Below are 25566 nucleotides of genomic sequence, written 5' to 3'. Positions count from 1 at the left end.
AGTACGATTAGCAAAAAGTTCGCCAGCCATGTGGACGCCTATTTTTAAACAAAATAAAACGCAGGTAATTGAAACATTAGAAGAGTATATTTCTAATTTGACTCAGTTTAAGGAGTTGTTACAAAATGAAGATTACCAGGCGATACACGATGAGATGCAAAGTGTCAATAAAATTAAAGATATCCTTAACGGATTAAAGAAATAAAGAAACCCAATAATTATTAAAAGATAAAAACAAGTAAAAATGGAAAATAGTAAAGAAATGAGAAATTGGTTGGAAGCATTCAAATTGGATCATCCATTTGTGATTGCGGGACCATGTAGTGCTGAAACTGAGGAGCAAGTGTTGAAAATTGCACACGAATTGAAAGATTCTGATGTAAGTGTTTTTAGAGCAGGTATCTGGAAACCTAGAACACGTCCAGGAGGATTTGAAGGTGTTGGTGAAATTGGATTGAAATGGTTGCAAAAAGCAAAAGCTGAAACAGGATTGTTGATGGGAACTGAAGTGGCTACAGCAGCACACTGTAAGTTAGCTTTAGAGCATGATATCGACGTATTATGGGTAGGTGCTCGTACAACAGCTAATCCATTTGCGGTTCAAGAAATTGCGGATACGTTGAAAGGTACTGATAAAATCGTTTTAATCAAAAACCCAGTAAACCCAGATATGGCTTTATGGTTAGGTGGTGTAGAGCGTTTGTACATGGCTGGTATCAAAAACTTAGGAGTTATTCATAGAGGTTTTTCTACATACCAAAAAACAAAATACAGAAACATTCCAGAATGGCAAATTGCGATTGAATTGCAAAATAAATTCCCTGATTTACCATTAATCATTGACCCATCTCACATCACTGGAAACCGTGAAATGATTCTTGAAGTAACTCAAGAAGCTTTGGATTTGAACTATGATGGTATGATCATTGAAACACATATTGATCCAGATAACGCATGGTCTGATGCTGCGCAACAAGTAACTCCTGATACTTTGAAACAAATTTTCAAAGATTTGAAAGTGAGAAAAGTAAGTGGTGATAGCGATTTTGAGAACAAAATGACCAAATTAAGAGCTAATATTGATGTGTTAGATCAAAATCTTTTGGATTTGTTAGGAAAACGTATGGCAGTTGCTGACGAAATTGGTCAAGTGAAAAAAGACAACAACGTAGCGGTTTTGCAAAATTCTCGTTGGAACGAAATCCAAGCTAAGATGGTTGCTGAAGGTGCTAAAAAAGGATTATCTGAAGAATTTATTACTAAATTATTCAAATCTATTCACCAAGAAAGTATTGAACACCAAGAAAAAATTATCAACGGATAATTTTTTCACAATTGTATAATTAATCCCTTTGCCTTTTTTAGACAAAGGGATTTTTTTATACACTTGAAACCCGAAACAAAAAATTTCAAACCTGAAACAAAAAAATTACCTTTGCTCTATGACAGGAATCGTTTATAAATCAACAGGCAGCTGGTATATTGTAAAATCAGAACAAGGCCATTTTGTGGAATGTAGGATTAAAGGAAAGTTTAGGATGAAGGGCATTAAAAGCACTAATCCTATTGCTGTGGGTGACCTTGTTGATTATGAATTGGAAGAATCCAATGCACTGGTTACTGGAGTGATTAATAAGATTCATGACCGTAAGAATTATATTGTCCGTAAATCAGTTAATCTTTCGAAACAAACCCATATTATTGCCTCTAATATTGATATTGTTTTTTTATTAGTAACTATCAATAATCCGCCTACTACAACCAGTTTTATAGATCGTTTTCTTGTGACAGCAGAGGCTTACGGAATTGAAGCTGTTTTAGTATTCAATAAGATTGATACTTTTGATGAGGCATCTCTTGACGAGCAGCTTTTTATGCAATATGTTTATGAAAATATTGGTTACCAATGTTTACGAGTGTCAGCTCTTGATCATAAAGGATTGGATACACTTAAGGCATTGATGAAAGATAAAGTAAGCATGTTTTCAGGGCATTCTGGAGTAGGGAAATCAACTCTAGTTAATGCTATAGAACCATCACTTAATCTAAAAACCAAACAGATTTCGGATTCCCATGCCCAAGGTCAGCATACGACCACTTTTGCCGAAATGTTTGATTTGTCTTTTGGAGCCAAAATTATTGATACTCCAGGCATACGTGGCTTTGGAGTAGTGGATATGGAAAAATCGGAGATAAGTGACTATTTTCCTGAGTTTTTCAAATTAAAAGGGAATTGTAAATTCAATAATTGTCTTCATAAAGAAGAACCAAAATGTGCTGTGAAAGAGGCCTTGGAAAAAGAAGAAATCTCTTGGTCGCGTTACAACAGTTATCTCAAAATTTTAGAAGGTGACGAAGAGCATTACCGCACCGATATTTATGATGAGGAACGTAAAAATAATGATAAATCAAGAGGGTAATGAGAGTGCTTTTACAAAGAGTATCTTATGCATCGGTTGTTGTAGAGGAGCAATTAGTTGCGGTTATTCAAAAAGGATTGTTGGTATTGGTAGGAGTAGAAGATGCTGATACATCTGACGATATTGACTGGTTGGTTGCTAAAATTGTAAAACTTCGCATTTTTGGTGATACTAATGGTGTAATGAATTGTTCCGTTCAAGATGTCGATGGAGAGTTGCTAGTGGTAAGTCAGTTTACGCTACATGCTGCAACCAAAAAAGGCAATAGACCTTCTTATATAAGGGCTTCAAAACCAGATTATGCAATTCCTATGTACAATGAATTTGTGCATAAGCTAGAGTATGAATTGGGTAAAAAAGTACAAACTGGAATTTTTGGTGCCGATATGAAAGTTAGCTTAACTAACGATGGTCCAGTTACCATTATGATAGACAGTAAGAACAAGGAATAAATAGCATTAAAGCAAAAGAGTTTTTTTAAAGAGAATGTTGTTTTTTTGTTACATTTGATAAAACGCTTGGAATCTTGGCAAAAATAAATCATCATAATTATTTGGATGTTGTTGATAGTGTATGGACCTCTGCAAAGGAAAAAGGCATCATGCACCTCAATTCTCAAGAACAAAGTTTTAATGGGCAAAAATTCACGATAAAAGGAAGGGAACTTATTAATTTTGGAACTTGTGGGTATTTGGGTTTGGAAGTTCATCCAGACTTAATTGCTTCATCAATGGAGTTAACTAAGAAATTTGGAACTCAATTATCCATGTCCCGAGCTTACATTCGTCCTAGGTATATTCAGGAATTGGAGGAGCTGATGTCTGAGCTTTTTGATGGGCATCAGGTAATCTGTTATACTTCGACTTCAAATGCACATATCTCAGTTATTGCCACCATTATCAAACCTGATGATTTAATTGTTTTAGACCAACAGGTACATTTTAGTGTGCAGTTTCCTTGTAAAAATACTAAGTTACAAGGTACTGAAGTGAAAATGGTAAAGCATTCCAATTATGAAATGTTGGATGAAATCATCCGTGAAAATTATAATAAATACAATCGAATCTGGTATATGGCGGATGGTGTTTATTCGATGCATGGAGATTTACCGGATACTGTCTTTTTAAAAAAAATGTTGGATAAATACCCAAAATTGCATTTGTATTTTGATGACGCACATGGAATGAGTTGGGATGGGAAAAATGGTGCAGGTTATGTGTATAATAAATTAGGGGTTAGTGAACGCATCGTTATCATTTCGACTTTAGCTAAAGGGTTTGGCTGTGTGGGTGGAACGGCCATATTTGCTGATGCCGAAATGTACCGAAGAACTGCAATTTTTGGAGGGCCATTAAGTTATTCACATCCTTTGTCACCAGCCAATGCAGGGGCAGCCATAGCATCAGCAAAAATACATTTGTCTCAAACTATATATACGTATCAAGCTGAATTAAAAGAATTGATACACTATATGAATACAAAATTAGAAGAAAAGAAATTAACAAACATCTCGTCTTCAGATTCGCCTATTTATTTCATCGGTAGTGGGTTGAATAAAGTTACACGCAATTTTGTGCATCGTATGTTAGAAGAAGGTATCTACGTAAATACGGCTACTTTCCCTGTGGTTCCTAATGATAAATCAGGTTTGCGTTTTACCTTAACTAGGCATAATACTAAAGCAGATATAGATTTGTTTACTGATTTGATGGCTTATCATTTACCGAAAGCAATTGAAGAAGAAGGAGATTGTGTGGAGAGAGTTTATAAAGATTTCGGTTTTAATTTTACACAACCAGCTAGTACCTCTTGGGGTGCATCAGTTATTGAAAAGAGTTTATATATCTATGAATATACGACTATAAATGCAATTGGTAAGAAGGAGTGGGATGATATGTTTAAAGACAGGGGGAATATATCATACTCGGGGATGCAATGTATGGAAGAAATTTTTTCTAATAATGACCGCCCAGAAGAAAATTGGAGTTTCCATTATCTTTTTGTAAAAGATAAGTATGGTGTAATAGTTTTGGCTACATTTTTTACTGGAGCCATTTATAAAGATGATATTCTTGCTCCTGAACAAGTTTCCAAAAAAATTGAAGAAGTACGTAAAACAGAGCCTTATTATTTGTGTTCCAAAACCTTGTCCATGGGGTCACTATTTTGTGAAGGTGATTTTTTGTATTTGGATTTGAAACATCCAGAGCGGAAAAAAGCCATCCAGCATTTGTTTGATTTTGTTGCCAAAGTTAAAAAGGATATCCAAGCGACAACGGTTATTTTTAGGGATTTTGAAGAAGGAAATGTATTAAATGCTATTTTAGAAAATGAAGGATATTCTAAAATAAGAATGCCTAATACTAATATTGTTGAAAACCCAAAATGGGAATCCGTAGAAGATTTGATGGGATTGATTCCGTCTAAAAAGAGGCGTGACAATATTAAGCAATTTGCAGTACGTTATTTAGATCGCTTTGATGTTACCATAAAAAATCAACTCTCCGATGATGAATCAAATCGGTATTATGATTTGTTCATGAATGTAAAAAATGCGAATTATTCGTTTAATTTTTTTCAATATCCTAGGAAGTTGCCCCAAGTGCTTTCTAAATATAAAGAATGGGAGTTTGTAGAAATAAGTCTTAAAGAAAATAGTCAAGTCGTAGCAGTAATATTTGGTTATGTAGGGGAGGATCATTATTGTCCATTGATAGTTGGGTTAGATTATACTTATATTAATTCACATCACATTTATAAGCAAGCGATGTTTCAAATGGTAAAAAGAGGTAACGACTTAAATAAGAAAATAACCTATTTAGGATTGACTGCTGATTTTGAAAAACAAAAATATTTGGCAAAAACAATCCCAACTTGGGGATATCTTAAAGTAGATGAAACCTATAATTTAGAGTTGATTGAGTCGTATTCCAATATATAGTAATATAGAAAATAATTAAGGTATGAAAGAATTAGAAAATGATTTTATAAAATTTTGGATAAAAGATGATATTCTGTATTCTCAATTTAAAAAACCTACCGTAGGTAATATCGAAACTATTAAAGGTATAATTGACTTACGTAATGAAATTTCCGAGGGTAAGAAACAATATTGGTGTTATGATTTTAACGGAATAAAATCTTATGATAAAGAAGCTAGGGATTATGCGGACCAATATGGGCAAGATTATTTACATGCATGTGCAGTTGTACTTAATTCTCATATAACTAAGTTTATTCTAAATACCTTTATGGTACTTAAAAATCCAAATGTTCCTTTAAGAGGATTTGTAAACAAAGAAGATGCCGTAAACTGGTTGAATGGCTTAAAAAAGGAAGAGGATAATAGGATTGTATAACAAAAATACTAAAATAAATGGTGTAGAGATGCGTTTTATTAGCTGTCAAATGATGCACTATTTTGGTTTTACAAAAGTTGATTTGTGTTTTTGTAAAAAAAATAATAAAAAAATATTTTAAAATTTTTTTATGTCAGAAAAAAACGATGTAAATTACCTTCCAATACGAATAAAACTAAAAAGTAATAATGTCTAAACTAGAGGAAATATTAACCTTAGTACGTTCTATAAGTGCAGATGAATTTCAGAAGCAACTAACCTATGGGAATAGTTTAGATGATGTTCATAAAGAATTGGTTTTTTTAGCTGAAAAAATTAAATCGAAAAAGAAACGTACGGAGCTAATCATTGAGCATATTTCTAAATGTTATGCCGGTGATTTTTTTAATTTTTTGCCGATATCTGATGCTCAGGATGAATTAGATGTTTTTTGCATGGGTTTTAATACTTATATTGAAGAGCTCAAGGCGGTAATGGTATCTAAAAATCTATTAGAAACTATTAATCAAAAACTAATAACCGAGAAAGAGCATTCAGAAAAATTAGCCTTGGCCAAAGAAGAGTTTCTCTCGAATATGAGTCATGAAATTCGTACGCCACTTAATGGTATTTTAGGTTTTACTGATTTGTTGCTGAACAATCCATCGTTAAATTCAGAAGGTAAAAATCAGTTGGAATATATCAAGTTGTCAGGAGGGATTTTAAAAGTAATTGTCAATGATATATTGGATTTAGCTAAAATAGAATCAGGTGAAATCACATTAGTAGTAAAGCCATTTAGTATTTTTAAACTTATTCAATTGATTCAGGATACTTTTTCGGTTAAAATGGCGAAAAAGAACATTAGTTTTAAAATTTCAATTGACAAAGATGTACCTGAAATTCTCTATGGCGATTCTGTTCGATTGTCTCAGATATTATTTAATTTAATAAATAATGCGGTTAAATTCACCCCTAATCACGGAAAGGTAAAATTGAGTATCAAGTTAGAAGACGAAGAAGACCAATGGTATTCGATTAAGATAATGGTTAAAGATACAGGAATTGGTATTCCCCAAGATAAATTGGAGGCTATTTTTGATCCTTTCATGCAATTGGATAGCGTCAACCAAGCTAAACAAGAAGGAGCGGGCTTAGGATTGGCAATAAGTAAAAAAATTGTGGAACAAATGAATGGTGAAATTCAAGTCGAAAGTGAATTGGAGATAGGAACCAAATTCACTTTGCTTGTGCCTTTTGTCAAAAACAATCATGATTTATGGGATGCAGATTTAGATTTTTATGAAAATGACTTAAATATAAAAGCATCACGAAAAAGAAAAATCAAAGTATTACTGGCTGAGGATAATCGTATTAATCAACTTTTAGCACAACAAGTAATGTCAAAATTTGGTTTTGAATGCGAGACCGTTGCGAATGGGAAATTAGCAGTTGAAGCCGTTAATACAGATGATTTTGATGTGATATTGATGGACTTAATGATGCCAGTGATGGATGGGTATGAGGCAACAACAAGGATTAGAGCGTTGGAAGACGAACGAAAAAAAAACATCCCTATTATAGCCTTAACTGCTGTTGCGACTGGATCAGTAGTAGAGGTGTGTCAATCGTTAGGGATGAATAAGTATATTGCCAAACCCTTTAATCCTGAAGAATTACGAGATACGATTTTGGCTTTGGTAGCTGAGAAAAGATAAATAGCATACGTATAAACAATAAATAAAATGAATTTAAAAAACGCGCAACTTGATGTTGATACTTGGATAAAAGAACATGGTGTTCGTTATTTTAACGAATTAACCAATATGGCGCAACTTACAGAAGAAGTAGGGGAAGTAGCCCGAATAATAGCCCGTCGTTATGGGGAGCAATCAGAAAAAGAAAGTGATAAAAATAAAGATTTAGGCGAGGAATTAGCTGATGTTGTTTTTGTTGTATTGTGTTTAGCCAATCAAACAGGTATCGATTTACAAGCGTCATTTGATAAAAAGATGGCTCTTAAATCGGAAAGAGACAAAGACCGCCACAAGAATAATGAAAAATTAAAATAATTATGAGGTATGGATTATGAATTGTGAGAGAGGAGTAGTAAATTGCGCCCCAAAAATATTTCTTTCGATTGTTTAGGTCAAGTTGATGCAAAACTCCTAACAAACATCCTAAAACATAACACACAACGCATAACTTCCACGATGAATTTACTGTTACAAACTTCACACGCTAATTTACAAGCAACTATTGCTGTAACTGGTTCTAAAAGCGAAACCAATAGGTTATTATTATTACAAGCGCTATATCCTACAATTACTTTAGCAAATACTTCGAATTCTGATGATAGCGAAGTAATGGAAAAAGCATTAAAAGGCAATGATGCAATTGTAGATATTCATCATGCAGGAACAGCCATGCGTTTTTTGACTGCCTTTTTTGCTGTAAATGAAGGTCGAGAAGTGGTTTTGACGGGTTCGCAGCGTATGCAAGAAAGACCGATTAAGGTGTTGGTGGATGCGTTAAAGCAATTAGGAGCTGTTATTACGTATGAAAAAGAAGAAGGCTATCCCCCCATTCGAATTAAGGGACAAAAAATTACTGCGTCAAAAGTAGATATACCCGCAAATGTAAGTAGTCAATATATTTCGGCTCTTTCATTAGTAGCCCCAAAACTTGAAAATGGAATCGAATTGAATTTGGTAGGTGAAATTACTTCCGTACCTTACATCAAGATGACTTTGGCTTTGCTAAATGATTTAAATATTACTACTAGTTTTGAAGGCAATACCATTCGGGTTTCACCTAAAAAAGAGGTGGTTTCTAAAGAGATGGTAGTGGAATCAGATTGGAGTTCGGCTTCTTATTTTTTTAGTTTAGCCGCTTTGTCAGAGACAGCCACTATCAAAATTTCGAGTTATAAAGAGAATAGTTTACAAGGTGATTCCGCTTTGATACAATTGTATGAGCAAATGGGGGTTCAATCCAAATTTGAGAATAATACCTTGGTGTTAGCTAAGCAAGACAATTACACGCCTGTTGATGTGACTTTTGACTTAAATAATACACCTGATATTGCTCAGACTATCGTAGTAACCTGTTTAGGATTAGGGATAGGATGCCATTTGACAGGCTTGCATACCTTGAAAATTAAAGAAACCGATCGTTTAGAAGCATTGCGTATTGAGTTGACAAAATTAGGAGCGAATATTTCGGTTACTAATGATTCATTAACCTTAGTTGCTTCTCATCAAATCAATCCTAATGTAAAAATTGCAACTTATAACGACCACCGTATGGCTATGGCATTTGCTCCATTAGCGTTAAAAGTTCCTATTATCATTGAAAATGCCGAAGTGGTTTCTAAATCATATCCTGATTTTTGGGAAGATATGAAAAAACTAGGCTTTCAAGAAACTGAACTAGTTTAATTTTTAACTGTTTAGATAGTCGTTTTTGTTGGGGTTGCAGTTGATTAACTGTTGATTACTAAAAATAAGTGCTAAAACACTTGACAACGCCTATCTCACGATAGTATATTTGCAAACCGATTATAATTCTAAGAATCAAAACTTATAATTTATAATTTATAACTCATAACTTTTTATAATGAAATTATCTCATTTCAATTTTGATTTACCCAAAGAACTTTTAGCCGAATTTCCAGCAGAAAATAGAGACGAAGCACGTCTGATGGTTATTGATCGTAAAAAACAAACTATTGAACATAGAATGTTTAAAGATGTTATCGATTATTTTGATGATGGTGATGTTATGATTCTTAACAATACCAAAGTTTTTCCAGCTCGATTGTATGGTAATAAAGAAAAAACAGGTGCTAGAATCGAAGTTTTTTTATTAAGAGAATTAAATGCTGAACAACGTCTTTGGGATGTTTTAGTAGATCCGGCTCGTAAAATCCGTATTGGTAACAAATTGTATTTTGGTGATGATGATTCATTAGTAGCCGAAGTAATTGATAATACCACTTCACGCGGGCGAACATTACGTTTTCTATATGATGGATCTTATGAAGAGTTTAGAAACAAATTGACGGAACTAGGAGAAACTCCAATACCAAAATATATTAATAGAGAGGTAACTCCAGAAGATGCAGATCGTTACCAAACAATTTATGCTAAAGAAGAAGGAGCAGTTGCAGCACCTACTGCAGGTTTGCACTTTTCTAAGCATTTGTTGAAACGTTTAGAAATTAAAGGAGTAAATTTTGCTGAGGTAACATTACACGTAGGTTTAGGTACTTTTAATCCTGTTGAAGTCGAAGATTTATCTAAGCACAAAATGGATTCAGAGGAATTGAAAATCACTCAGGAAGCTTGTGATATTGTAAATGCCGCCAAAGCTAAAAAGAAACGCATTTGTGCAGTAGGAACTACGTCAATGCGTGCTATTGAAAGTTCGGTTTCTTCACAAGACACTTTAAATCCGTACGATGGTTGGACTAATAAATTTATTTTTCCTCCACATGATTTTAGTATCGCAACTTGTATGATTACAAATTTTCATACTCCAAAATCAACATTGTTGATGATGATTTCCGCTTTTTGTGGTCATGATTTAATGCGTAAAGCTTATGATGAGGCCATCAAAGAAAAATATAAATTCTATTCTTATGGAGATGCAATGTTAATTCTCTAATCTAACACATATAAGGTTAATTCACTAAATCTCGTCAGTATCGGCGAGATTTTTTTTTTGAATTCATTTTTGAAGAATGAATTTTAATCCAAATTACGCAGTTGACTTAGTAGGGAAACAAAATTTTTCAATGAATTCAGGGCTCACGGAAATATTTGAACAAGGAATAGTGAATTATGTGCTTAGCCAGTTTGAGCAAAGCTCTCGAGTCAATGATCAAAAATTGATTAAGTGCTTGAATTGGAAAAAAAATAAAGTGGAGTGGATTTGTACTGTATAATTTGGGTTTAAAAAATTGCATTCGGAATTTATTTTAGGATTTTGTTGTTTTTTTGAAACATAGATTATTGCTGATTTGTTTCAAAAAGAATTTGATGCAATTTGAATAAGCCTGTTGTATTCATTGAAAATACAACTAGGGACGTATTTATGGTGAGGGCTCTATATTTTTTTCTATTTTTACTTAACAAATTAATGATCATGATTTTTCAAAATACAATCAACTTTGCCAAACAATTAGATCTTCAAGATGTTCTTCGTAAGTATAAAGAAGAATTTATTTTTCCAACCGTTAAGGGCAAGGAAGTAATCTATTTTACTGGAAATTCTTTGGGTTTGCAACCTAAAAGAACTAAATCTTATGTGGATGAAGTTATGAAGGATTGGGCTGAATTAGCAGTAGAAGGACATTTTTACGCGCAAAAACCATGGTGGGATTATCAAGAACGGTTTGCGACTCCCTTAAGTAAAATTGTAGGTGGTTTGCCTAATGAAGTTACCGTAATGAATACTTTGACGGTTAATCTTCATTTGTTGATGGTATCTTTTTATCGTCCTACTATTAGTCGTTATAAGATAATTTGTGAGGAAAAAGCGTTTCCTTCGGATCAGTATATGTTACAAAGTCAAGTTCGATTTCATGGGTACGAGCCGAATGAGGCAATAGTGGAAATCAAAAGACGTGAGGGTGAACACAATATTCGTACAGAAGATATAATTGCAAAAATCAATGAAATAGGGGGTGAGCTAGCGTTGGTGTTAATAGGTGGAGTGAATTATTATACAGGGCAGGTGTTTGATATGAAAACTATTACTGCCGTAGGTCATCAAGTGGGGGCTATCGTAGGATGGGATTTGGCACATGCAGTAGGAAATATAAAATTAGAACTTCATAATTGGAATGTTGATTTTGCAGCGTGGTGTAGTTATAAATATATGAATTCGGGACCAGGGAATGCCTCAGGTTGTTTTGTTCACGAAAAACATCATGCCAATAAAGAATTACCACGATTTGCGGGATGGTGGGGACATAATAAAGAGCGCCGTTTCAAAATGGAGTCTGAGTTTGACCCTGTCCAAGGAGCGGATGGATGGCAGGTAAGCAATCTTCCGGTGCTTACTTTAGCGCCATATCTAGCTTCGGTAGAGATGTTTGACGAGGTAGGTATGGAAGTTTTGATTAATAAAAGGGATCGAATAACTGCCTATCTGGAGTTTGTGCTCGCTGAAATAGGCAAAGAAGTTTCGGGGAGTTTTGAAATTATCACACCAATTTCTCCTGAAGAAAGGGCGTGCCAATTGTCAGTTTTCTTACATGGAGAAGGGCGTGAATTGTTTGAATACTTAATAGAAAATGGTGTGATAGTGGATTGGCGTGAGCCTAACGTCATTCGATTAGCGCCAGTACCTTTTTATTGTTCGTTTGAAGATATCTATCATTTTGGACAGATTTTAAAAAAAGGAATTTTAAAAAAAGCCCACTGATAGATGAGAATTATATAAAGTTATTCCAGAATTTTATAAAGTAGAAAAGAATTAACTGTTGTTACTTTGTATATTAACTTTAAAAAATAATAGTTATGAAAGTTTTATATGTATTGGTAATCACAATGTCGTTATTTTTTGGTTCTTGTAAACAAAAAACCGACAGTATGGGCACAACAAATGCGGATGATGTTTCTCAACAAACGATTGATTCTATGAAAGTAGTGATGGAGAAACAAAGAATAATCGATTCGATGAAAATTGAAATGGAGAAGCAAAAGCCAGAAAAAGAAGTTATTGTAACTCAATCGACTACAACAACTACGCCGACACATACCACTACAACCGAAAAGAAAGGCTGGAGTTCAACAGCTAAAGGAGCTGTAATCGGTGCTGGTGTTGGTGCGGCTACAGGAGCAATTATTAGTAAGAAAAAGGGAGAAGGAGCCATTATTGGTGGTTTAGCTGGTGCTGGTGTTGGTGCTGGTACAGGTGCAATAATTGATGGAAAGAAGAAATAAAGGGACGAAATTAGTTTTACTCATATATTTGTACAAATAATAAAGCGTAAGGGTTGTCATGTATAATTGGCAATATCTTACGCTTTCTTTTAGGGTTATAAATTAAATTAGTAATTTTGCCTAACTTTCATATTAAATTAATGCAAACTCCTAAAAAAATAGCCATAGTAGGTTCAGGATTAGTCGGCTCCCTATTGGCTATATATTTACGAAAAGCAGGTCATTCTGTTCATATTTACGATAGGAGTCCTGATATCAGACAAATAGAATTTTCAGGTCGCTCGATTAATTTGGCTATGTCTAACCGCGGTTGGAAAGCATTAGATATTGTTGGGATAGGTGATGCTGTGCGAGCTATTGCCTTGCCAATGGATAAACGAGCTATACATTTGGTTGATAAACTCAATTTTCAACATTACGGACACGAAGGCGAAGCTATTTATTCTATTTCAAGAGGAATTTTAAATAGAAAAATGATTGACCTAGCTGAGGAAGCGGGTGCTGAGTTTTTCTTTGAACAAAAAATTTGGGATATCACGCTCAAAGAGGCAACACTCCATGTTGGAGAGACTGAAAGGGGTGTTTGGGATGAATTGCCTTATGATATCGTTTTTGGTGCAGATGGAGCTTTTTCAAGGATACGTCACCGTATGCAACGTCAAAGTATGTTTAATTATTCTCAGGAGTTTTTAAAATTAGGTTATAAAGAGCTAAATATCCCTGCTAATGCAGATGGTTCACATAAATTAGATCCACAATCATTTCATATTTGGCCAAGAGGGGATTATATGCTTATAGCCTTGCCTAATTTAGACGGCAGTTTTACTTGTACTTTATTTATGCCTTTTGAAGGTGAAAATTCTTTTGAATTGTTGAAAGATAAAAAAGATGTAGAGCAGTTTTTTATTACAAATTTTCCGGATTCAATAGAAGTTATTCCTAAGCTCACCGAAGATTTTTTTAAGAATCCTACCAGTACGTTGGTTACAATGAAATGTTTCCCTTGGACTTATGAGGATAAAGTTGCCTTAATAGGGGATGCATGTCATGCGATAGTACCTTTCTACGGACAGGGTATGAATGCAGGATTTGAAGATATATCGGTTTTGTTTGAAATAATGAAACAGTATGGTGATGATTGGGAAACTATTTTTTCAGAATATCAAAAAAATCGTAAGCCGGATGCTGATGCCATTGCAGAACTATCCTATCGCAATTTTATTGAGATGAGTACTAAAACGGCAGACGAAAAATTTCTTTTGCAGAAAAAAATTGAAAAAAGATTCTCAGACAAATATCCAGATAAATGGGTACCTCTTTATAGTAGAGTGACATTTAGTGATCGGCCTTACTCTGAAGCTTTGGCTATAGGAGACAAACAAGATGAGATAATGAAACAAATTTTAGAGATACAAGATATTGAAAGATGTTGGGATAGTGAGTTTGTCGAAAAGAAGATGTTGTCACTATTGCAATAGAATCGCTTACTATTGATAAAACCCAATCGCATCGAGTGTGCGATTGGGTTTTTTTATTAGCTCCATGTTCTATTTTCGCAATACTTTTGAAAGGACACCAAATACGCCTCTAATGAAAGTGGCGCTTGTTAAAACTTTGATAACTGATTTTTCAATTGTACCAGAAGTAGAGGGTGTGGTTTTGGATGTTGTTTTTTTAGAATTACTAGCAGCTTCTTTTTGAGCAATTTCTGCTTGTTCTATGGAGCTTATTTTTTTATTTAGCAGTTCATAAGCGCTTTCTCTATCAATGAGTTCACTGTATTTTTTTACCAATTTTGATTTGTTGTTGATTTCTTGAATTTCTGTTTCGGTCAAAATATCCATTCGGCTCATTGGAGCTCGTAGCATTGTGGCTACTAAAGGAGTTGGAATCCCTTTTTCGTTAAGTGCAGTAATTAAAGCTTCGCCTATTCCTAAACTAGTCAAGACTTCGCTAGTATTATAGTATGATGATATTGGATAATTGTCAGCGGTTTGTTTGATGGCTTTCCGGTCATTAGCTGTAAACGCCCTAAGTGCATGTTGGATTTTTAACCCTAGCTGAGCCAATATTCCACTTGGGACATCCATGGGATTTTGAGTAATAAAGTAGATGCCAATACCTTTGGATCGTATTAATTTGACAATGGTTTCAATTTGTTCGAGTAATGCATTGCTGGCTTCTTTAAAAATAAGATGTGCTTCGTCAATAAAAATAACTAACTCAGGTCTGCCTGTGTCTCCTTGTTCGGGTATTTGTTGGTATATTTCAGCCAGTAAACTCAGCATAAATGTAGAAAACAATTTAGGTTTGTCTTGTATGTCAGTTAGTCGAATAATATTAATGTATCCTTTGCCACTCTCATCAATGCGCATCAAATCGTCGATTTCAAATGATTTTTCTCCAAAAAACAGATCGGCATCTTGTTGCTCCAGTTCGATAATTTTCCGTAATATCGTTCCAGTTGTTGAAGTTGATATTTTACCATACTCTTTGGTGATCTCTTCTTTTCCTTCTTCGGTGATATAATTCAGGACTTTTTTTATGTCTTTCAAATCTAGCAAGGGCATTTTGTTGTCGTCACAATATTTAAAAATGATTGCAATTACTCCAGCTTGCGTGTCGTTTAAATCTAATATTCTAGAAAAAAGCACTGGACCAAATTCAGAGATGGTCGCTCTTAGTCTTACTCCGTTTTGTTTGGATAGGGTCAATAATTCCACTGGAAATTTGGAAACAGTGTAAGGAAGATTGATTTTGGTGTGTCTTTCAGTAATAAAAGTTTTTTCTTCTCCTTCTTTTGCAATGCCGCTAAAATCACCTTTGATGTCCATCATTAATACAGGGATGCCAGCTTCGGATAGTTGTTCAGAAAGAACTTGAATAGTTTTGGTTTTACCTGTTCCAGTAGCGCCAGCAATTAATCCATGTCGGTTGAGTGTTTTTAATGGGATTTTGACAAAAGTATCAGGAACGGGTTCATTGTCGAGTATTCCGCCGCCAATTATGATACTGTCGCCTTTGCAAAAATAGCCTTCATTTATATGTTTTGAGAATTCCTCAGTCTTATTCATAACTTTAATTTAATGTTGATTTAACATAGGGTTTGAGTTTTCTAAAAATAGTATTTTTTAATGCTTACTGCAATATTTATTGGTTTTTATTGTTAATAATAAAATATTAGGTTAAAAATGGAGAAGAAGTATTTTTTATGAATTATATTGAATAATGAAACAATTAATGCTGTTTACTTTATTTTCTTGTCGGATAAGTGAGAATTATGATAAAAAAGGGCTTTAAAAAAACAAATGCATTTTTTTTGAGGGTAAAAAATGTTGATTTAAACAAAAAAAAGTTTTTTTATTTGAACGAAACGTATAAATTTGCTTCACGACAAGTTAATTACAACTAAAATAAATTATTTAAAACATTAAAATTAAAAAAAAATGGCAAACGTTAAAGTTAAAAAGGAAAGCACTTCAAAAGGAGGAGGAATGGTTTCAGGAATCATCATCGCATCATGTATTTTTGTTGGATGGATTATTTGGAATTTTATTATGGGTAATGGAGCGAACTTTGAAGGTGGTGTAAATACAGGTCACCCGCTACCAGGAAACTACTTAGCAATGGTATATAAAGGAGGTCCAATTGTACCAGTTTTGATGGGATTATTGTTAATGACGATTGTGTTTTCATTTGAAAGATATTTTGTGATTACTAAAGCTGCTGGAAAAGGAAATTTAGATAAATTTATGGATGCAGTTCAAAAAAGCATCAAAGCAGGAAATATCGATGAGGCAATTGCTAGCTGTGACAAACAACAAGGTTCAGTTGCTAACGCTATCAAATCGGCATTAGTTAAGTATCAAGATGTGAAAAAAGAAGGGTTTAACAGTGAGGAAGCTTCTGAAACAATCCACAAAGAAATCGAAGAAGCTACATCATTAGAGATGCCAATGTTAGAGAAAAACATGACTATCATCTCTTCTTTAGTATCTTTGGGAACATTAGCTGGTCTTTTAGGAACAGTAACAGGTATGATTAAAGCATTTGGTGCTTTGGCTTCTGCTGGTACACCTGACCAAGCTGCACTTGCAAACGGTATCTCTGAAGCACTTATTAATACTGCTACAGGTATCTCTACTTCTGTATTGGCAATTATCTCTTATAATTTCTTTACTTCTAAAATTGATGATTTGACTTACTCTATTGATGAGGCAGGTACTACAATCGTAAATACCTACAGACACTTCAGAGGAAGTTTGAAACAATAATTAATTTTTTGATGTAGGAATACATTAAAATAAACAAAAAAGAAATTATGGCTAAAAAAATGTCAAAAAAATCAACATCAATCGACATGACTGCCATGTGTGATGTTGCATTCCTTTTGCTTACATTCTTTATTTTGACTGCTACAGCAAAAGTGCCTGAAGCATTGCCTGTAGATACTCCAAGTTCAACAGTTCAAACTAAGCTGCCTGAAACTGATTTGGCTACATTGTCAATAGGTGGGAATAAAAAAGTGTTCTTTGATTTGAAAGGTAGAGAAGTTCGTGTAAGAACATTAGAATTAATGGGACAAAAGTACAACGTTGAGTTTTCAGAAGATGAAAAAACTAAATTTGCTTTGATGGATGGATTTGGGGTTCCAATCTTGAATTTGAAACAAATTATTGCAATGAAAGCATCTGATAGGAATAAAGCGGGACAACCAGGTATTCCTTTGGATTCTTTGGATAATCAATTAAAAGAATGGGTTTACAATGCTCGTATTGCGAACATTGAAGTAAATGATAAAGAATTGCAAATAGCAATTAAGGGTGATGCAAAAGAGCAATATCCAATTATTAGAAAAGTAATGGATTTATTGCAAGACCAAAATATCAATACCTTTAGTTTGGTTACTGGTCTGAGAGGAAAAGATTTTTAATTAAAAAAGATACACTAAAATGGCTGAATTAAATACCGGCGACAGTGGTGGTGGCAAAGGCAGTGGTAAAGTAAGAAGTAAAAAGCAAAACTCTAAAGTAGATTTAACTGCTATGGTGGATTTAGCTTTCTTGCTAATCACATTCTTTATGTTGACTACTACGTTGTCTAAACCTCAATCGATGAGCTTGGGGTTGCCAGATAAAGATCCTAAAGAAGACACTAAGGATATGAAGGTCGATGAAAATCGTACTATGACAGTTATGTTAGGTGAAAATGACAAGCTAGTTTTTTATATGGGATTATTAAATAATCCAATTGCTGGTCCTAAAGATATCGCTTATGGTAAAGATGGAATTCGTAAAGAGTTGATTAAGAGAAAAAAAGAGGTTTTGGCTTATTCAACCGCAAAAGGAAAACCAGATCAAGGTATGATTGTAATTATCAAACCTAGTAAAAAAAGTAATTACAAAAATGTAATTGATATTTTGGACGAGATGGCTATTTCTGATATTCCTACTTATACTATCGTTAATGATTTTACGCCTGAGGAAACAAAATTGTTAGAAGGTAAAAAAGAGTAATCTGATTTTCCTAATAACCTAATATTTAAGAAAAATGAAATTAGATATATTAAAAAACCATTGGCTTGAAATCGTTTTTGAAGGACGAAACAAAAGTTATGGGGCTTATGTCTTAAGAAAAGAAAATTCTAAGACAACAGTGAAAGCATTGATTATAGGTGCTGTGATATTTTCTTTTGCTGTGAGTATTCCATTGCTTTTGAGTTTGTTGCCTGAAAAACAAGAGGAAGATTTAGATAGAGATATTAAAATCATGGCAGTAAAATTGCCTCCTAAGCCAAAAGAAGAGATTAAGAAGTTTACTCCACCGCCTCCACCACCTCCACCAAAAGTGGATCAAGTGAAATTTGTTAAGCCAGTTGTGGCCAAAGCAGAAGAGGTGACCGAGGAACCTCCTAAGATTGTTGAAATCAAAGAAAAGAAAATCGGTAGCGAGAACCTAAAAGGTGATCCAGATGCCGAGTTAACTGTAGCTCCCGTTTATGGAAACGGTCCTAAAGTTGCTCAAGTAGTAGAAGAAGATACTCAAATTTATAATACTGCAGGTATCGAAGTAAAACCTGAATTTCCAGGTGGAATGGATAAGTTTTATGCTTATGTAGGTAAAAACTATAGGGCTCCTGAAGAAGAAGGTCTTAAAGGTAAAGTTTATGTAACTTTTGTTGTGGAAAAAGATGGTTCTTTAACTGATATTAAAGTTTTAAGAGATATCGGATACGGAACAGGTGCAGAAGCAATAAGAGTTTTGAAAAAATCTCCAAGATGGAATCCAGGAGTACAAAATGGAAAACCAGTAAGGGTATTGTATTCTTTGCCAATTACCATTCAATCAGCTGAGTGATGTTGAATAAATTTTATAGAAATTTTCAGAAGAAATCGCTCAAAGAGCGATTTCTTCTTTTTATAGGAATTTTGTTTTTCTTGCTCTATTTTGTATTGGGATTATTTGTTATATTTATGAAGAATTTTCCAATCAATATGAATATGACGGCAAGAATTGCATTTGGAGGATTATTAATAGGGTATGCTTTAATTCGTTTTCTGCGAATAGTTAATGATGATAATTAGTAATATGAAATTAACGTTAAAATTTTCGACTGTATTAGTATTTCTGTTTATTGCTTCGTTTTTTTGTTGTAAAAATAATAGTGATAAGGAAACAATCTTAAAAGGAGGTACTACTATACTTGTAGATGAGACTTTAAAACCAATTATTGAAGATCAAATTACTGTTTTTGAAAGCGATTACAATGCAAAAATAGTACTCGATGCAAGATCAGAAAAAGAGGTGTCTCTTGCTTTTGTTAAAGATACTTCTCGTATTATTGTGCTTTCTAGGGAATTAAATGAAGACGAGAAGAAATATTTTAAGAACTTAAATATCACTCCTAAAACGACTAAGATAGGTACCGATGCTGTGGCTTTTATTATGAATAAAAATAGTAACGATACCTTAATTGCCCTTGACGAAGTGGTGCAATTTATGAAAGGTTCTTTTTCTTCTAAAATTAAAGGTTTAGTGTTTGATAATCTTAATTCCAGTACAGTTAGGTTGATGACCGAAATAGCAGGAGTTTCTTCTATTCCAGATAAAGGAGTTTTTTCTTTTAAGAACAATGAAGAAGTTTTGAAATTTGTTTCCGAAAATGAAGGGATGATTGGAGTGGTAGGGCTTAATTGGTTGTATCAACCATCAACTGCTATCGTAGAATATCTTAAAGATATAAATGTATTAAGTGTTAAAGGTATTGGGGAAAAAGAGTATTTTGCACCTACACAAAACAATATTGCCGAAGGGAAATACCCTTTGGCACGTGATTTGTTCATAATTAACTGTCAAGGTTATTCAGGTTTAGGAATGGGGTTTGCTTCGTTTGTAGCTGGAGAAAGAGGACAAAGAATTATTTTAAAATCTGGTTTGTTACCTGTAAGGGTTCCAAGTAGAAAAATTTTAATTAGGAACAATGATAAAAAGTGATAATGAAAATGGATAAATTAATAAATGTTAAAATGAGAAAAATTAAATTTTTAAGTATAGCCTTTTTGGCTTCGGTATCAATAAGCCAAGCTCAAGATATAAGTCAAGCTAAAAAAGCCATTGATGCTGAGCAATATGAAAATGCTAAAGTAACTTTAAAATCAATTGTAAAATCTAATCCTTCTGAAGGAGAAGCTTTTTTTCTGTTAGGGAATGTATATTTATTTCAAAATATTGCTGACTCAGCGAAGATTGCTTATAATGATGGTTTGAAAGCTAAAGATCAAGCGCATTATAATTACATTGGTTTAGGACAAATTAGTCTTAACGAAAACAATTTGGCTGAAGCTAATGCTAAGTTTGAATTGGCTAAAAAAGAAATGAGAAAGAAAGATTTTCAGGAGTATGTATATATAGCTCGTGCTTATATGAATGCTGATAATCCCAATTATAAAAATGCATTAGCTACTTTGGATTTAGCTAAAGAAAGAAATGCTCAAGAGCCTCAAGTGCTTTTAGCAATGGGGGATGCTTATTACGGTGACAAGAATCAAAATGATGCTTACCGTTGTTATAGAGATGCTTTTCAGGCTGATAATACATTAATCCGTGCGAAAATGCAATTAGGGGTATTGTTAAAAGGTGCTAAAGCATATACAGAAGCCGTTGCAGCTTATGATGATGTTATTGCCATTAGTCCTAATTATGGTCCAGTTTATCGTGAATTAGCTGAAACCTATTATTTATGGGGTAACAATCAACCAGCTAAATATGATCAATACATCCAAAAAGCACTTTCGTATTATGAAAAATACATGAGTTTGACGGATTATTCATTAGCTTCTCGTATGCGTCATGCTGACTTCCTTATTCTTGCTAAGGATTACAAAGCTTTAGAAATTGAGGCAAACAAGATGAAACAATTAGATAAAGTTAATCCAAGAATCTTAAGATATTTAGGTTATTCTGCTTATGAAAATGGTAACATCGATTCTGCAATTGAGTCTTTAAATACATTTATCAACACTGGTTCTAACAAGATCATTGCACAAGATTACATGTATTTAGGATTGGCTAAATTGAAAAAAGCATCAAAAGCTGATGATACATTAGATTTGCCTGTTTTTAATGAAGCGGTTGCTCTTATCAAAAAAGCAGTGGAAATGGAACCAAGTCTTGCAACTGATATTGGAGATATGGGTAAAAAATTATATGAGCAAAAAATGTTTAAAGAAGCATCTGCTATCTTTGAAATTGCAACTATGAATAAAGAATCTAAAAATTATTTATTGGATAATTTTTATTTAGGAAACTCTATTTATTTTGACAATACAAGAAGTGGTGCTGTAAAAGATACTATTGCATTGCAAAAAGCCGATGTGGCTTTTGGTAACGTAATCGAAGCGTCACCTGCAACTCAAGATGTTTATATTTACCGCGCAAGAACACAATCGTTATTAGATAATGATGAGTTGATGATTAAATATTACCAACAATATATTGATATCGTAACTCAAAAAGGTGCTGAAGAATTGGCTAAATCATCAGTGAAATCAAAATTAATTGAGGCTTATAATACGATGGCTGCTGGTTATGCTAATACAGATAAAGCAAAAGCACTAGAGTATTTTAATAAAACATTGGCGCTCGATCCTACAAATGCATATGCAACTCAATCGATAAATGCTTTGAAATAATTAAGTCTTACAATAAACTATAACCGGTAATCTTGATTGCCGGTTTTTTTGTATTATACGTTTTCAATTTTAGTAATGTGAGTCAAGTTCTTTTTTATAGCTATCTTTGCCGTTCAAATTATTATAATGTTATCAAGAGAGATTCAATTAGAAGTTAATAAAGGGGCTATGCTTCCTTTGATGGAGGAATTTTATACCATTCAAGGTGAAGGTTATCATACAGGAACTGCGGCTTATTTTATTAGAATAGGTGGTTGTGACGTTGGTTGTCATTGGTGTGATGTCAAAGAGAGTTGGAATGCTGAACTTCATCCGCCTACAACTGTAGAAACCATTGTTGAGAATGCTAGTAAATATTCTGAAACTGTTGTGGTGACAGGAGGAGAGCCTTTAACTTGGGATATGAGTTTGTTGACTCAAAAACTTAAAAATAAAGGAAGAAAAATCCATATTGAAACTTCGGGTGCTTTTCCTTTGTCGGGTGTGTGGGATTGGATTTGTCTTTCTCCAAAAAAAAATAAATTACCGACCGAAACGGTGTATGCCGCTGCACATGAATTAAAAGTTATTATTCATAACAAGCACGATTTTATTTTTGCTGAAGAACAAGCAGAATTGGTGAATAACAAGGCAATTTTGTTTTTGCAGCCAGAATGGAGTAAAAAAGAAGAGATGACACCGTTGATTGTAGATTATGTAATGAATAACCCAAAATGGAGGGTTTCGCTACAAACACATAAGTATTTGAATATCCCGTAAAAATTATAAAAGCCAAACAAAAAAATGTTTGGCTTTTATGCTAATATAGTCTGGCAAGATAATCAAAATGCTCGCCCTCTAAAATTAGTTCGGACTGTAATCCATTTGCGTAAGCAGCATTTTGCAGAGTGTTATAGTCTAAGTACAACCAATCTAAAGGAAGCTCTTTTTGACCTTTGTAAGTGATTTCAAAAATAAGTTCTCCATAATATCCATTGGCTGGAACTTCATAGGCGCCATCTTCATCTTCGTCAAACATATAAATAATGTCTGAGCTGTCGATTAGTATTTGACCATCGGGCCTTAATAATGATTTTAGCTTGTTAAGGAATTCAGGTAATTTTTTTAGTTTTCCACATATTCCTGTACCATTCATAAGTAGTATGATGGTGTCGAACTTGTCATTGCCTAAAGTCATGAAATCTTGAACGAAAGCTTTTTTAAGTCCTCGAAGTTTGCAAGTTTCAATTGCTTTTTTTGAAATATCGATGGATGTTACGTCGAGTCCAAGTTGATTTTGTAAATACAAACTATGACTTCCCGCGCCACAACCAATATCGAGTACTTTTCCCTTAGCCAGTTGCAATGCTTTTTGTTCAATTTTTGGCATTTCAGCAAAGTTCCTAAAAAGATAAGCAACACTCATTTCGTCTTCTTCTGATATCGAAGTAGAGGTGATTAAATCTTTGGGATTATTATTGGTTTGAAAATCAAATATGGCTTGTCCAAAAAGGTCTTTCATTATTTTAATTATTAAATTTTAAAGTTCAGCTTTAAAAGTTGCTTAACTTTGTATCGAAATAAAAAACTTCAGTATTGAAACCACAATTAAACGAGCTTCAAAAGTTAGCCAAAGATAAACATATAGAAAATAAAAAGTATTTTGATAAGCTTAAAAAGAAAGTTCCAAAGAATTTGGATTATGTAATGCAGGATTTACATGATACGGAATTCAAGAAAACTAATTGTTTGGATTGTGCTAACTGTTGCAAAACTACTGGGCCTTTGTTTACTCCTGCTGATATTGAACGAATCGCCAAATATTTGAAACAAAAACCCCAGCAATTTATAGAAAAATATTTGCGAATTGATGAGGAACAGGATTATGTGCTGCAATCTGTTCCCTGTGTATTTTTGGATCATGAAAATTCTTGTATAATTTATGATGTCAGGCCTAAAGCATGTAGGGAGTTTCCTCATACAGATAGAAAAAAGTTTTACCAAATTGCGAATCTAACTTTAAAAAATATTCCAATCTGTCCTGCCACGTATAATATAGTTGAAGAATTGAAAAAAAAGTTACCACTTTGATTAAATAAGAAAGTTGATTTCTTATGTATATTTGCTTTTGTATAAAAATAACACCTCCAATTTGAATTTAGAATATTTTATAGCCAAGAGATTAGTTACTTCTAAGGATAATAAAAGCAGTATTTCGGCTCCCATTATTCGAATCGCAATTGCGGCTATTGCAATCGGAATGGTCATGATGATAGTTTCTGTTGCGACAGGTGTTGGGTTACAACAAAAAATTAGAGAAAAAGTTTCAGCATTTAATGGTCATATTTTAATTTCAAATTTTGATAGTAACGAGTCCGATACAAATTTGACCCCCGTTTCTACGAAGCAAGATTTCTACCCAAAATTTAATAGTGTTGAAGGAGTTCAGCATGTTCAAGCTGTAGCTAGTAAGGCTGGGATTATAAGAACTGAAACTGCATTTGAAGGGATTGTGTATAAAGGAGTGGGTAAGGATTATGATTGGGTGTATATTAAAGAGTATTTGGTCGAAGGACGATTGCCTGACTATTCGAATAGATTGAATGAAGAGGTGGTTATTTCTCAATTTTTAGCAAAGAGACTCCAATTTAAACTAGGTGACTCTTTCAATACTTTTTTTATGAAAGAAGGACAAAATAAAATGCCTAATAGTCGCCGTTTTAAAATTGTAGGTATTTTTAATTCTGGTTTTCAAGAGTTTGATGCAACATATGTTTTGGGAGATATTAGGCATATTCAGCGTATTAATAAATGGAACGTTGATCAAGTAGGTGCCTTTGAGGTTTTTGTAAAGGATTTTAATGATATTGAACGGATAGGGGAGCAGGTATATCAGCATATAGGTTCAACTTTGAATTCAAAAACAATAATTGAGAAGTATAGTTATATTTTTGAATGGTTGCGTTTGTTTGATTTTAATATAATAGTGATACTTGTGGTAATGATTCTAGTCGCAACTATTAATATGGTGGTTGCTTTATTAGTTCTCATTTTGGAACGAACACAAATGATTGGGATATTAAAGTCAATTGGGGCTAGTAATTGGAGTGTCCGAAAAGTTTTTTTATATAATGCTACCTATTTAATATTTCGTGGTCTTTTTTGGGGGAATGTGATTGGTGTGCTTGTACTTTTAGTGCAACAGTATTTTGGCGTTATAAAACTCAATCCTGAAAATTATTATGTTAATGAGGCGCCTGTATACCTTAGTTTTGGGTATATTTTGATTTTAAATCTTCTTACTATAGGTGTTTGCGTGTTGGTTTTATTAATCCCTTCTTATATAATTACTAAAATTTCTCCCGTGAAGGCTATTCGATATGAATAGATTTGAATTTGTATGTTTCGTTGATTACTAAATCTTTCTTTTTTATTGAATCAGTATTATCTTTTTTCTAGAGTTTTAATCGGTATAAACCATCAAAAACTATTACTTGGCTGTGTAGATTTCGCTTTTATATCGTCCAAACTCCTACAATTTTAAAAAAGACAAAAATGTAAGAAACGTATTTTCAGGTTGTTAAAATAAATATGGAAATAAAAATAGCAAAAGGTATTGTAAAAACGAATAAAGGTGTTACTTTTGCACCCGCAATCAGCAAGACGTTCACTGATATACTGGCAA

At 33.5% G+C, this 25566-nt stretch carries 24 protein-coding genes; 22 read left to right on the top strand and 2 right to left on the bottom strand.

What is annotated here, in order from left to right:
- The 13 genes from K5R64_RS09740 to K5R64_RS09680 all read left to right on the top strand — a co-directional run.
- Positions 1-205: prephenate dehydrogenase dimerization domain-containing protein (locus tag K5R64_RS09740; RefSeq protein ID WP_220763068.1), on the top strand; the 205-nt coding region annotated here is incomplete at its 5' end.
- A gap of 39 nt (positions 206-244) precedes the next feature.
- Positions 245-1324, top strand: coding sequence for a bifunctional 3-deoxy-7-phosphoheptulonate synthase/chorismate mutase type II (locus K5R64_RS09735; RefSeq protein ID WP_220763066.1), 1080 nt, complete (start codon positions 245-247; stop codon positions 1322-1324).
- Positions 1325-1442: 118 nt separating this feature from the next.
- Positions 1443-2420 (top strand): ribosome small subunit-dependent GTPase A, encoded by a 978-nt coding sequence (rsgA, locus tag K5R64_RS09730; RefSeq protein WP_220763064.1) that lies wholly within the window; start codon positions 1443-1445, stop codon positions 2418-2420.
- Positions 2420-2872 (top strand): D-aminoacyl-tRNA deacylase, encoded by a 453-nt coding sequence (dtd, locus tag K5R64_RS09725; protein WP_220763062.1) that lies wholly within the window; start codon positions 2420-2422, stop codon positions 2870-2872. Before rsgA ends, dtd begins: the two co-directional genes overlap by 1 nt.
- 74 nt (positions 2873-2946) lie before the next feature.
- On the top strand, positions 2947-5361 hold the full coding sequence (locus K5R64_RS09720; protein ID WP_220763061.1) for an aminotransferase class I/II-fold pyridoxal phosphate-dependent enzyme: 2415 nt from the start codon (positions 2947-2949) through the stop codon (positions 5359-5361).
- 22 nt (positions 5362-5383) lie between these two features.
- Complete coding sequence (locus K5R64_RS09715; protein WP_220763059.1) at positions 5384-5779, top strand: hypothetical protein; 396 nt, start codon at positions 5384-5386, stop codon at positions 5777-5779.
- Positions 5780-5967: 188 nt separating this feature from the next.
- The gene (locus K5R64_RS09710; RefSeq protein ID WP_220763056.1) at positions 5968-7476 is read left to right on the top strand and encodes an ATP-binding protein; all 1509 of its coding nucleotides are present in this window, start codon (positions 5968-5970) and stop codon (positions 7474-7476) included.
- Positions 7477-7503: 27 nt separating this feature from the next.
- Positions 7504-7830, top strand: a complete 327-nt coding sequence (locus tag K5R64_RS09705; protein WP_220763054.1) for a nucleotide pyrophosphohydrolase — start codon at positions 7504-7506, stop codon at positions 7828-7830.
- 141 nt (positions 7831-7971) lie between these two features.
- Positions 7972-9198, top strand: coding sequence for a 3-phosphoshikimate 1-carboxyvinyltransferase (gene aroA, locus K5R64_RS09700; protein WP_220763052.1), 1227 nt, complete (start codon positions 7972-7974; stop codon positions 9196-9198).
- A gap of 178 nt (positions 9199-9376) precedes the next feature.
- Entirely contained in the window at positions 9377-10426 is a 1050-nt protein-coding gene (queA, locus tag K5R64_RS09695) for a tRNA preQ1(34) S-adenosylmethionine ribosyltransferase-isomerase QueA (protein WP_220763050.1), read from the top strand.
- Positions 10427-10906: 480 nt separating this feature from the next.
- Positions 10907-12190, top strand: a complete 1284-nt coding sequence (gene kynU / locus K5R64_RS09690) for a kynureninase (RefSeq protein WP_220763048.1) — start codon at positions 10907-10909, stop codon at positions 12188-12190.
- A gap of 95 nt (positions 12191-12285) precedes the next feature.
- Complete coding sequence (locus tag K5R64_RS09685) at positions 12286-12711, top strand: YMGG-like glycine zipper-containing protein (protein WP_220763046.1); 426 nt, start codon at positions 12286-12288, stop codon at positions 12709-12711.
- A gap of 140 nt (positions 12712-12851) precedes the next feature.
- Positions 12852-14189 (top strand): NAD(P)/FAD-dependent oxidoreductase, encoded by a 1338-nt coding sequence (locus K5R64_RS09680; RefSeq protein WP_220763044.1) that lies wholly within the window; start codon positions 12852-12854, stop codon positions 14187-14189.
- Between the two features lie 69 nt (positions 14190-14258).
- On the opposite strand, the gene K5R64_RS09675 is transcribed toward K5R64_RS09680, so the two are convergent.
- Positions 14259-15785, bottom strand: coding sequence for a helicase HerA-like domain-containing protein (locus K5R64_RS09675; protein WP_220763042.1), 1527 nt, complete (start codon positions 15783-15785; stop codon positions 14259-14261).
- Positions 15786-16157: 372 nt separating this feature from the next.
- On the opposite strand from K5R64_RS09675, the gene K5R64_RS09670 reads away from it, so the two are divergent.
- The 7 genes from K5R64_RS09670 to K5R64_RS09640 all read left to right on the top strand — a co-directional run bounded on the left by K5R64_RS09670 (position 16158) and on the right by K5R64_RS09640 (position 22661).
- Positions 16158-16985 carry a MotA/TolQ/ExbB proton channel family protein gene (locus tag K5R64_RS09670; protein ID WP_220763040.1) on the top strand — a complete coding sequence of 276 codons (828 nt, stop codon included), beginning with the start codon at positions 16158-16160 and terminating at the stop codon, positions 16983-16985.
- A gap of 47 nt (positions 16986-17032) precedes the next feature.
- Positions 17033-17644 carry a biopolymer transporter ExbD gene (locus tag K5R64_RS09665; RefSeq protein ID WP_220763038.1) on the top strand — a complete coding sequence of 204 codons (612 nt, stop codon included), beginning with the start codon at positions 17033-17035 and terminating at the stop codon, positions 17642-17644.
- Between the two features lie 19 nt (positions 17645-17663).
- On the top strand, positions 17664-18227 hold the full coding sequence (locus K5R64_RS09660) for a biopolymer transporter ExbD (RefSeq protein WP_220763035.1): 564 nt from the start codon (positions 17664-17666) through the stop codon (positions 18225-18227).
- A gap of 34 nt (positions 18228-18261) precedes the next feature.
- Positions 18262-19068 carry an energy transducer TonB gene (locus tag K5R64_RS09655; protein WP_220763033.1) on the top strand — a complete coding sequence of 269 codons (807 nt, stop codon included), beginning with the start codon at positions 18262-18264 and terminating at the stop codon, positions 19066-19068.
- 231 nt (positions 19069-19299) lie between these two features.
- Complete coding sequence (locus K5R64_RS09650; RefSeq protein ID WP_220763031.1) at positions 19300-20205, top strand: PstS family phosphate ABC transporter substrate-binding protein; 906 nt, start codon at positions 19300-19302, stop codon at positions 20203-20205.
- A 32-nt stretch (positions 20206-20237) separates the two neighbouring features.
- Positions 20238-21902, top strand: a complete 1665-nt coding sequence (locus tag K5R64_RS09645; RefSeq protein ID WP_220763029.1) for a hypothetical protein — start codon at positions 20238-20240, stop codon at positions 21900-21902.
- Positions 21903-22028: 126 nt separating this feature from the next.
- A complete protein-coding gene (locus K5R64_RS09640; RefSeq protein WP_220763027.1) occupies positions 22029-22661 on the top strand; it encodes a 7-carboxy-7-deazaguanine synthase QueE in 633 nt (210 codons plus the stop codon).
- Positions 22662-22701: 40 nt separating this feature from the next.
- Here K5R64_RS09640 and K5R64_RS09635 read toward each other — a convergent pair whose 3' ends face one another.
- Positions 22702-23403 (bottom strand): bifunctional 2-polyprenyl-6-hydroxyphenol methylase/3-demethylubiquinol 3-O-methyltransferase UbiG, encoded by a 702-nt coding sequence (locus K5R64_RS09635; protein WP_220763025.1) that lies wholly within the window; start codon positions 23401-23403, stop codon positions 22702-22704.
- A 74-nt stretch (positions 23404-23477) separates the two neighbouring features.
- On the opposite strand from K5R64_RS09635, the gene K5R64_RS09630 reads away from it, so the two are divergent.
- Both K5R64_RS09630 and K5R64_RS09625 read left to right on the top strand, forming a co-directional pair.
- On the top strand, positions 23478-23972 hold the full coding sequence (locus K5R64_RS09630) for a YkgJ family cysteine cluster protein (protein ID WP_220763023.1): 495 nt from the start codon (positions 23478-23480) through the stop codon (positions 23970-23972).
- Positions 23973-24033: 61 nt separating this feature from the next.
- Positions 24034-25269, top strand: a complete 1236-nt coding sequence (locus K5R64_RS09625) for an ABC transporter permease (protein ID WP_220763021.1) — start codon at positions 24034-24036, stop codon at positions 25267-25269.
- The last annotated feature ends 297 nt before the right edge of the window (positions 25270-25566 follow it).

Source organism: Flavobacterium sp. UMI-01, assembly GCF_019656315.1.
Classification (GTDB): Bacteria; Bacteroidota; Bacteroidia; order Flavobacteriales; family Flavobacteriaceae; genus Flavobacterium.
The sequence above is the reverse complement of the archived record's forward strand: the minus strand, read 5'-3'. Positions and strand labels throughout refer to the sequence as shown.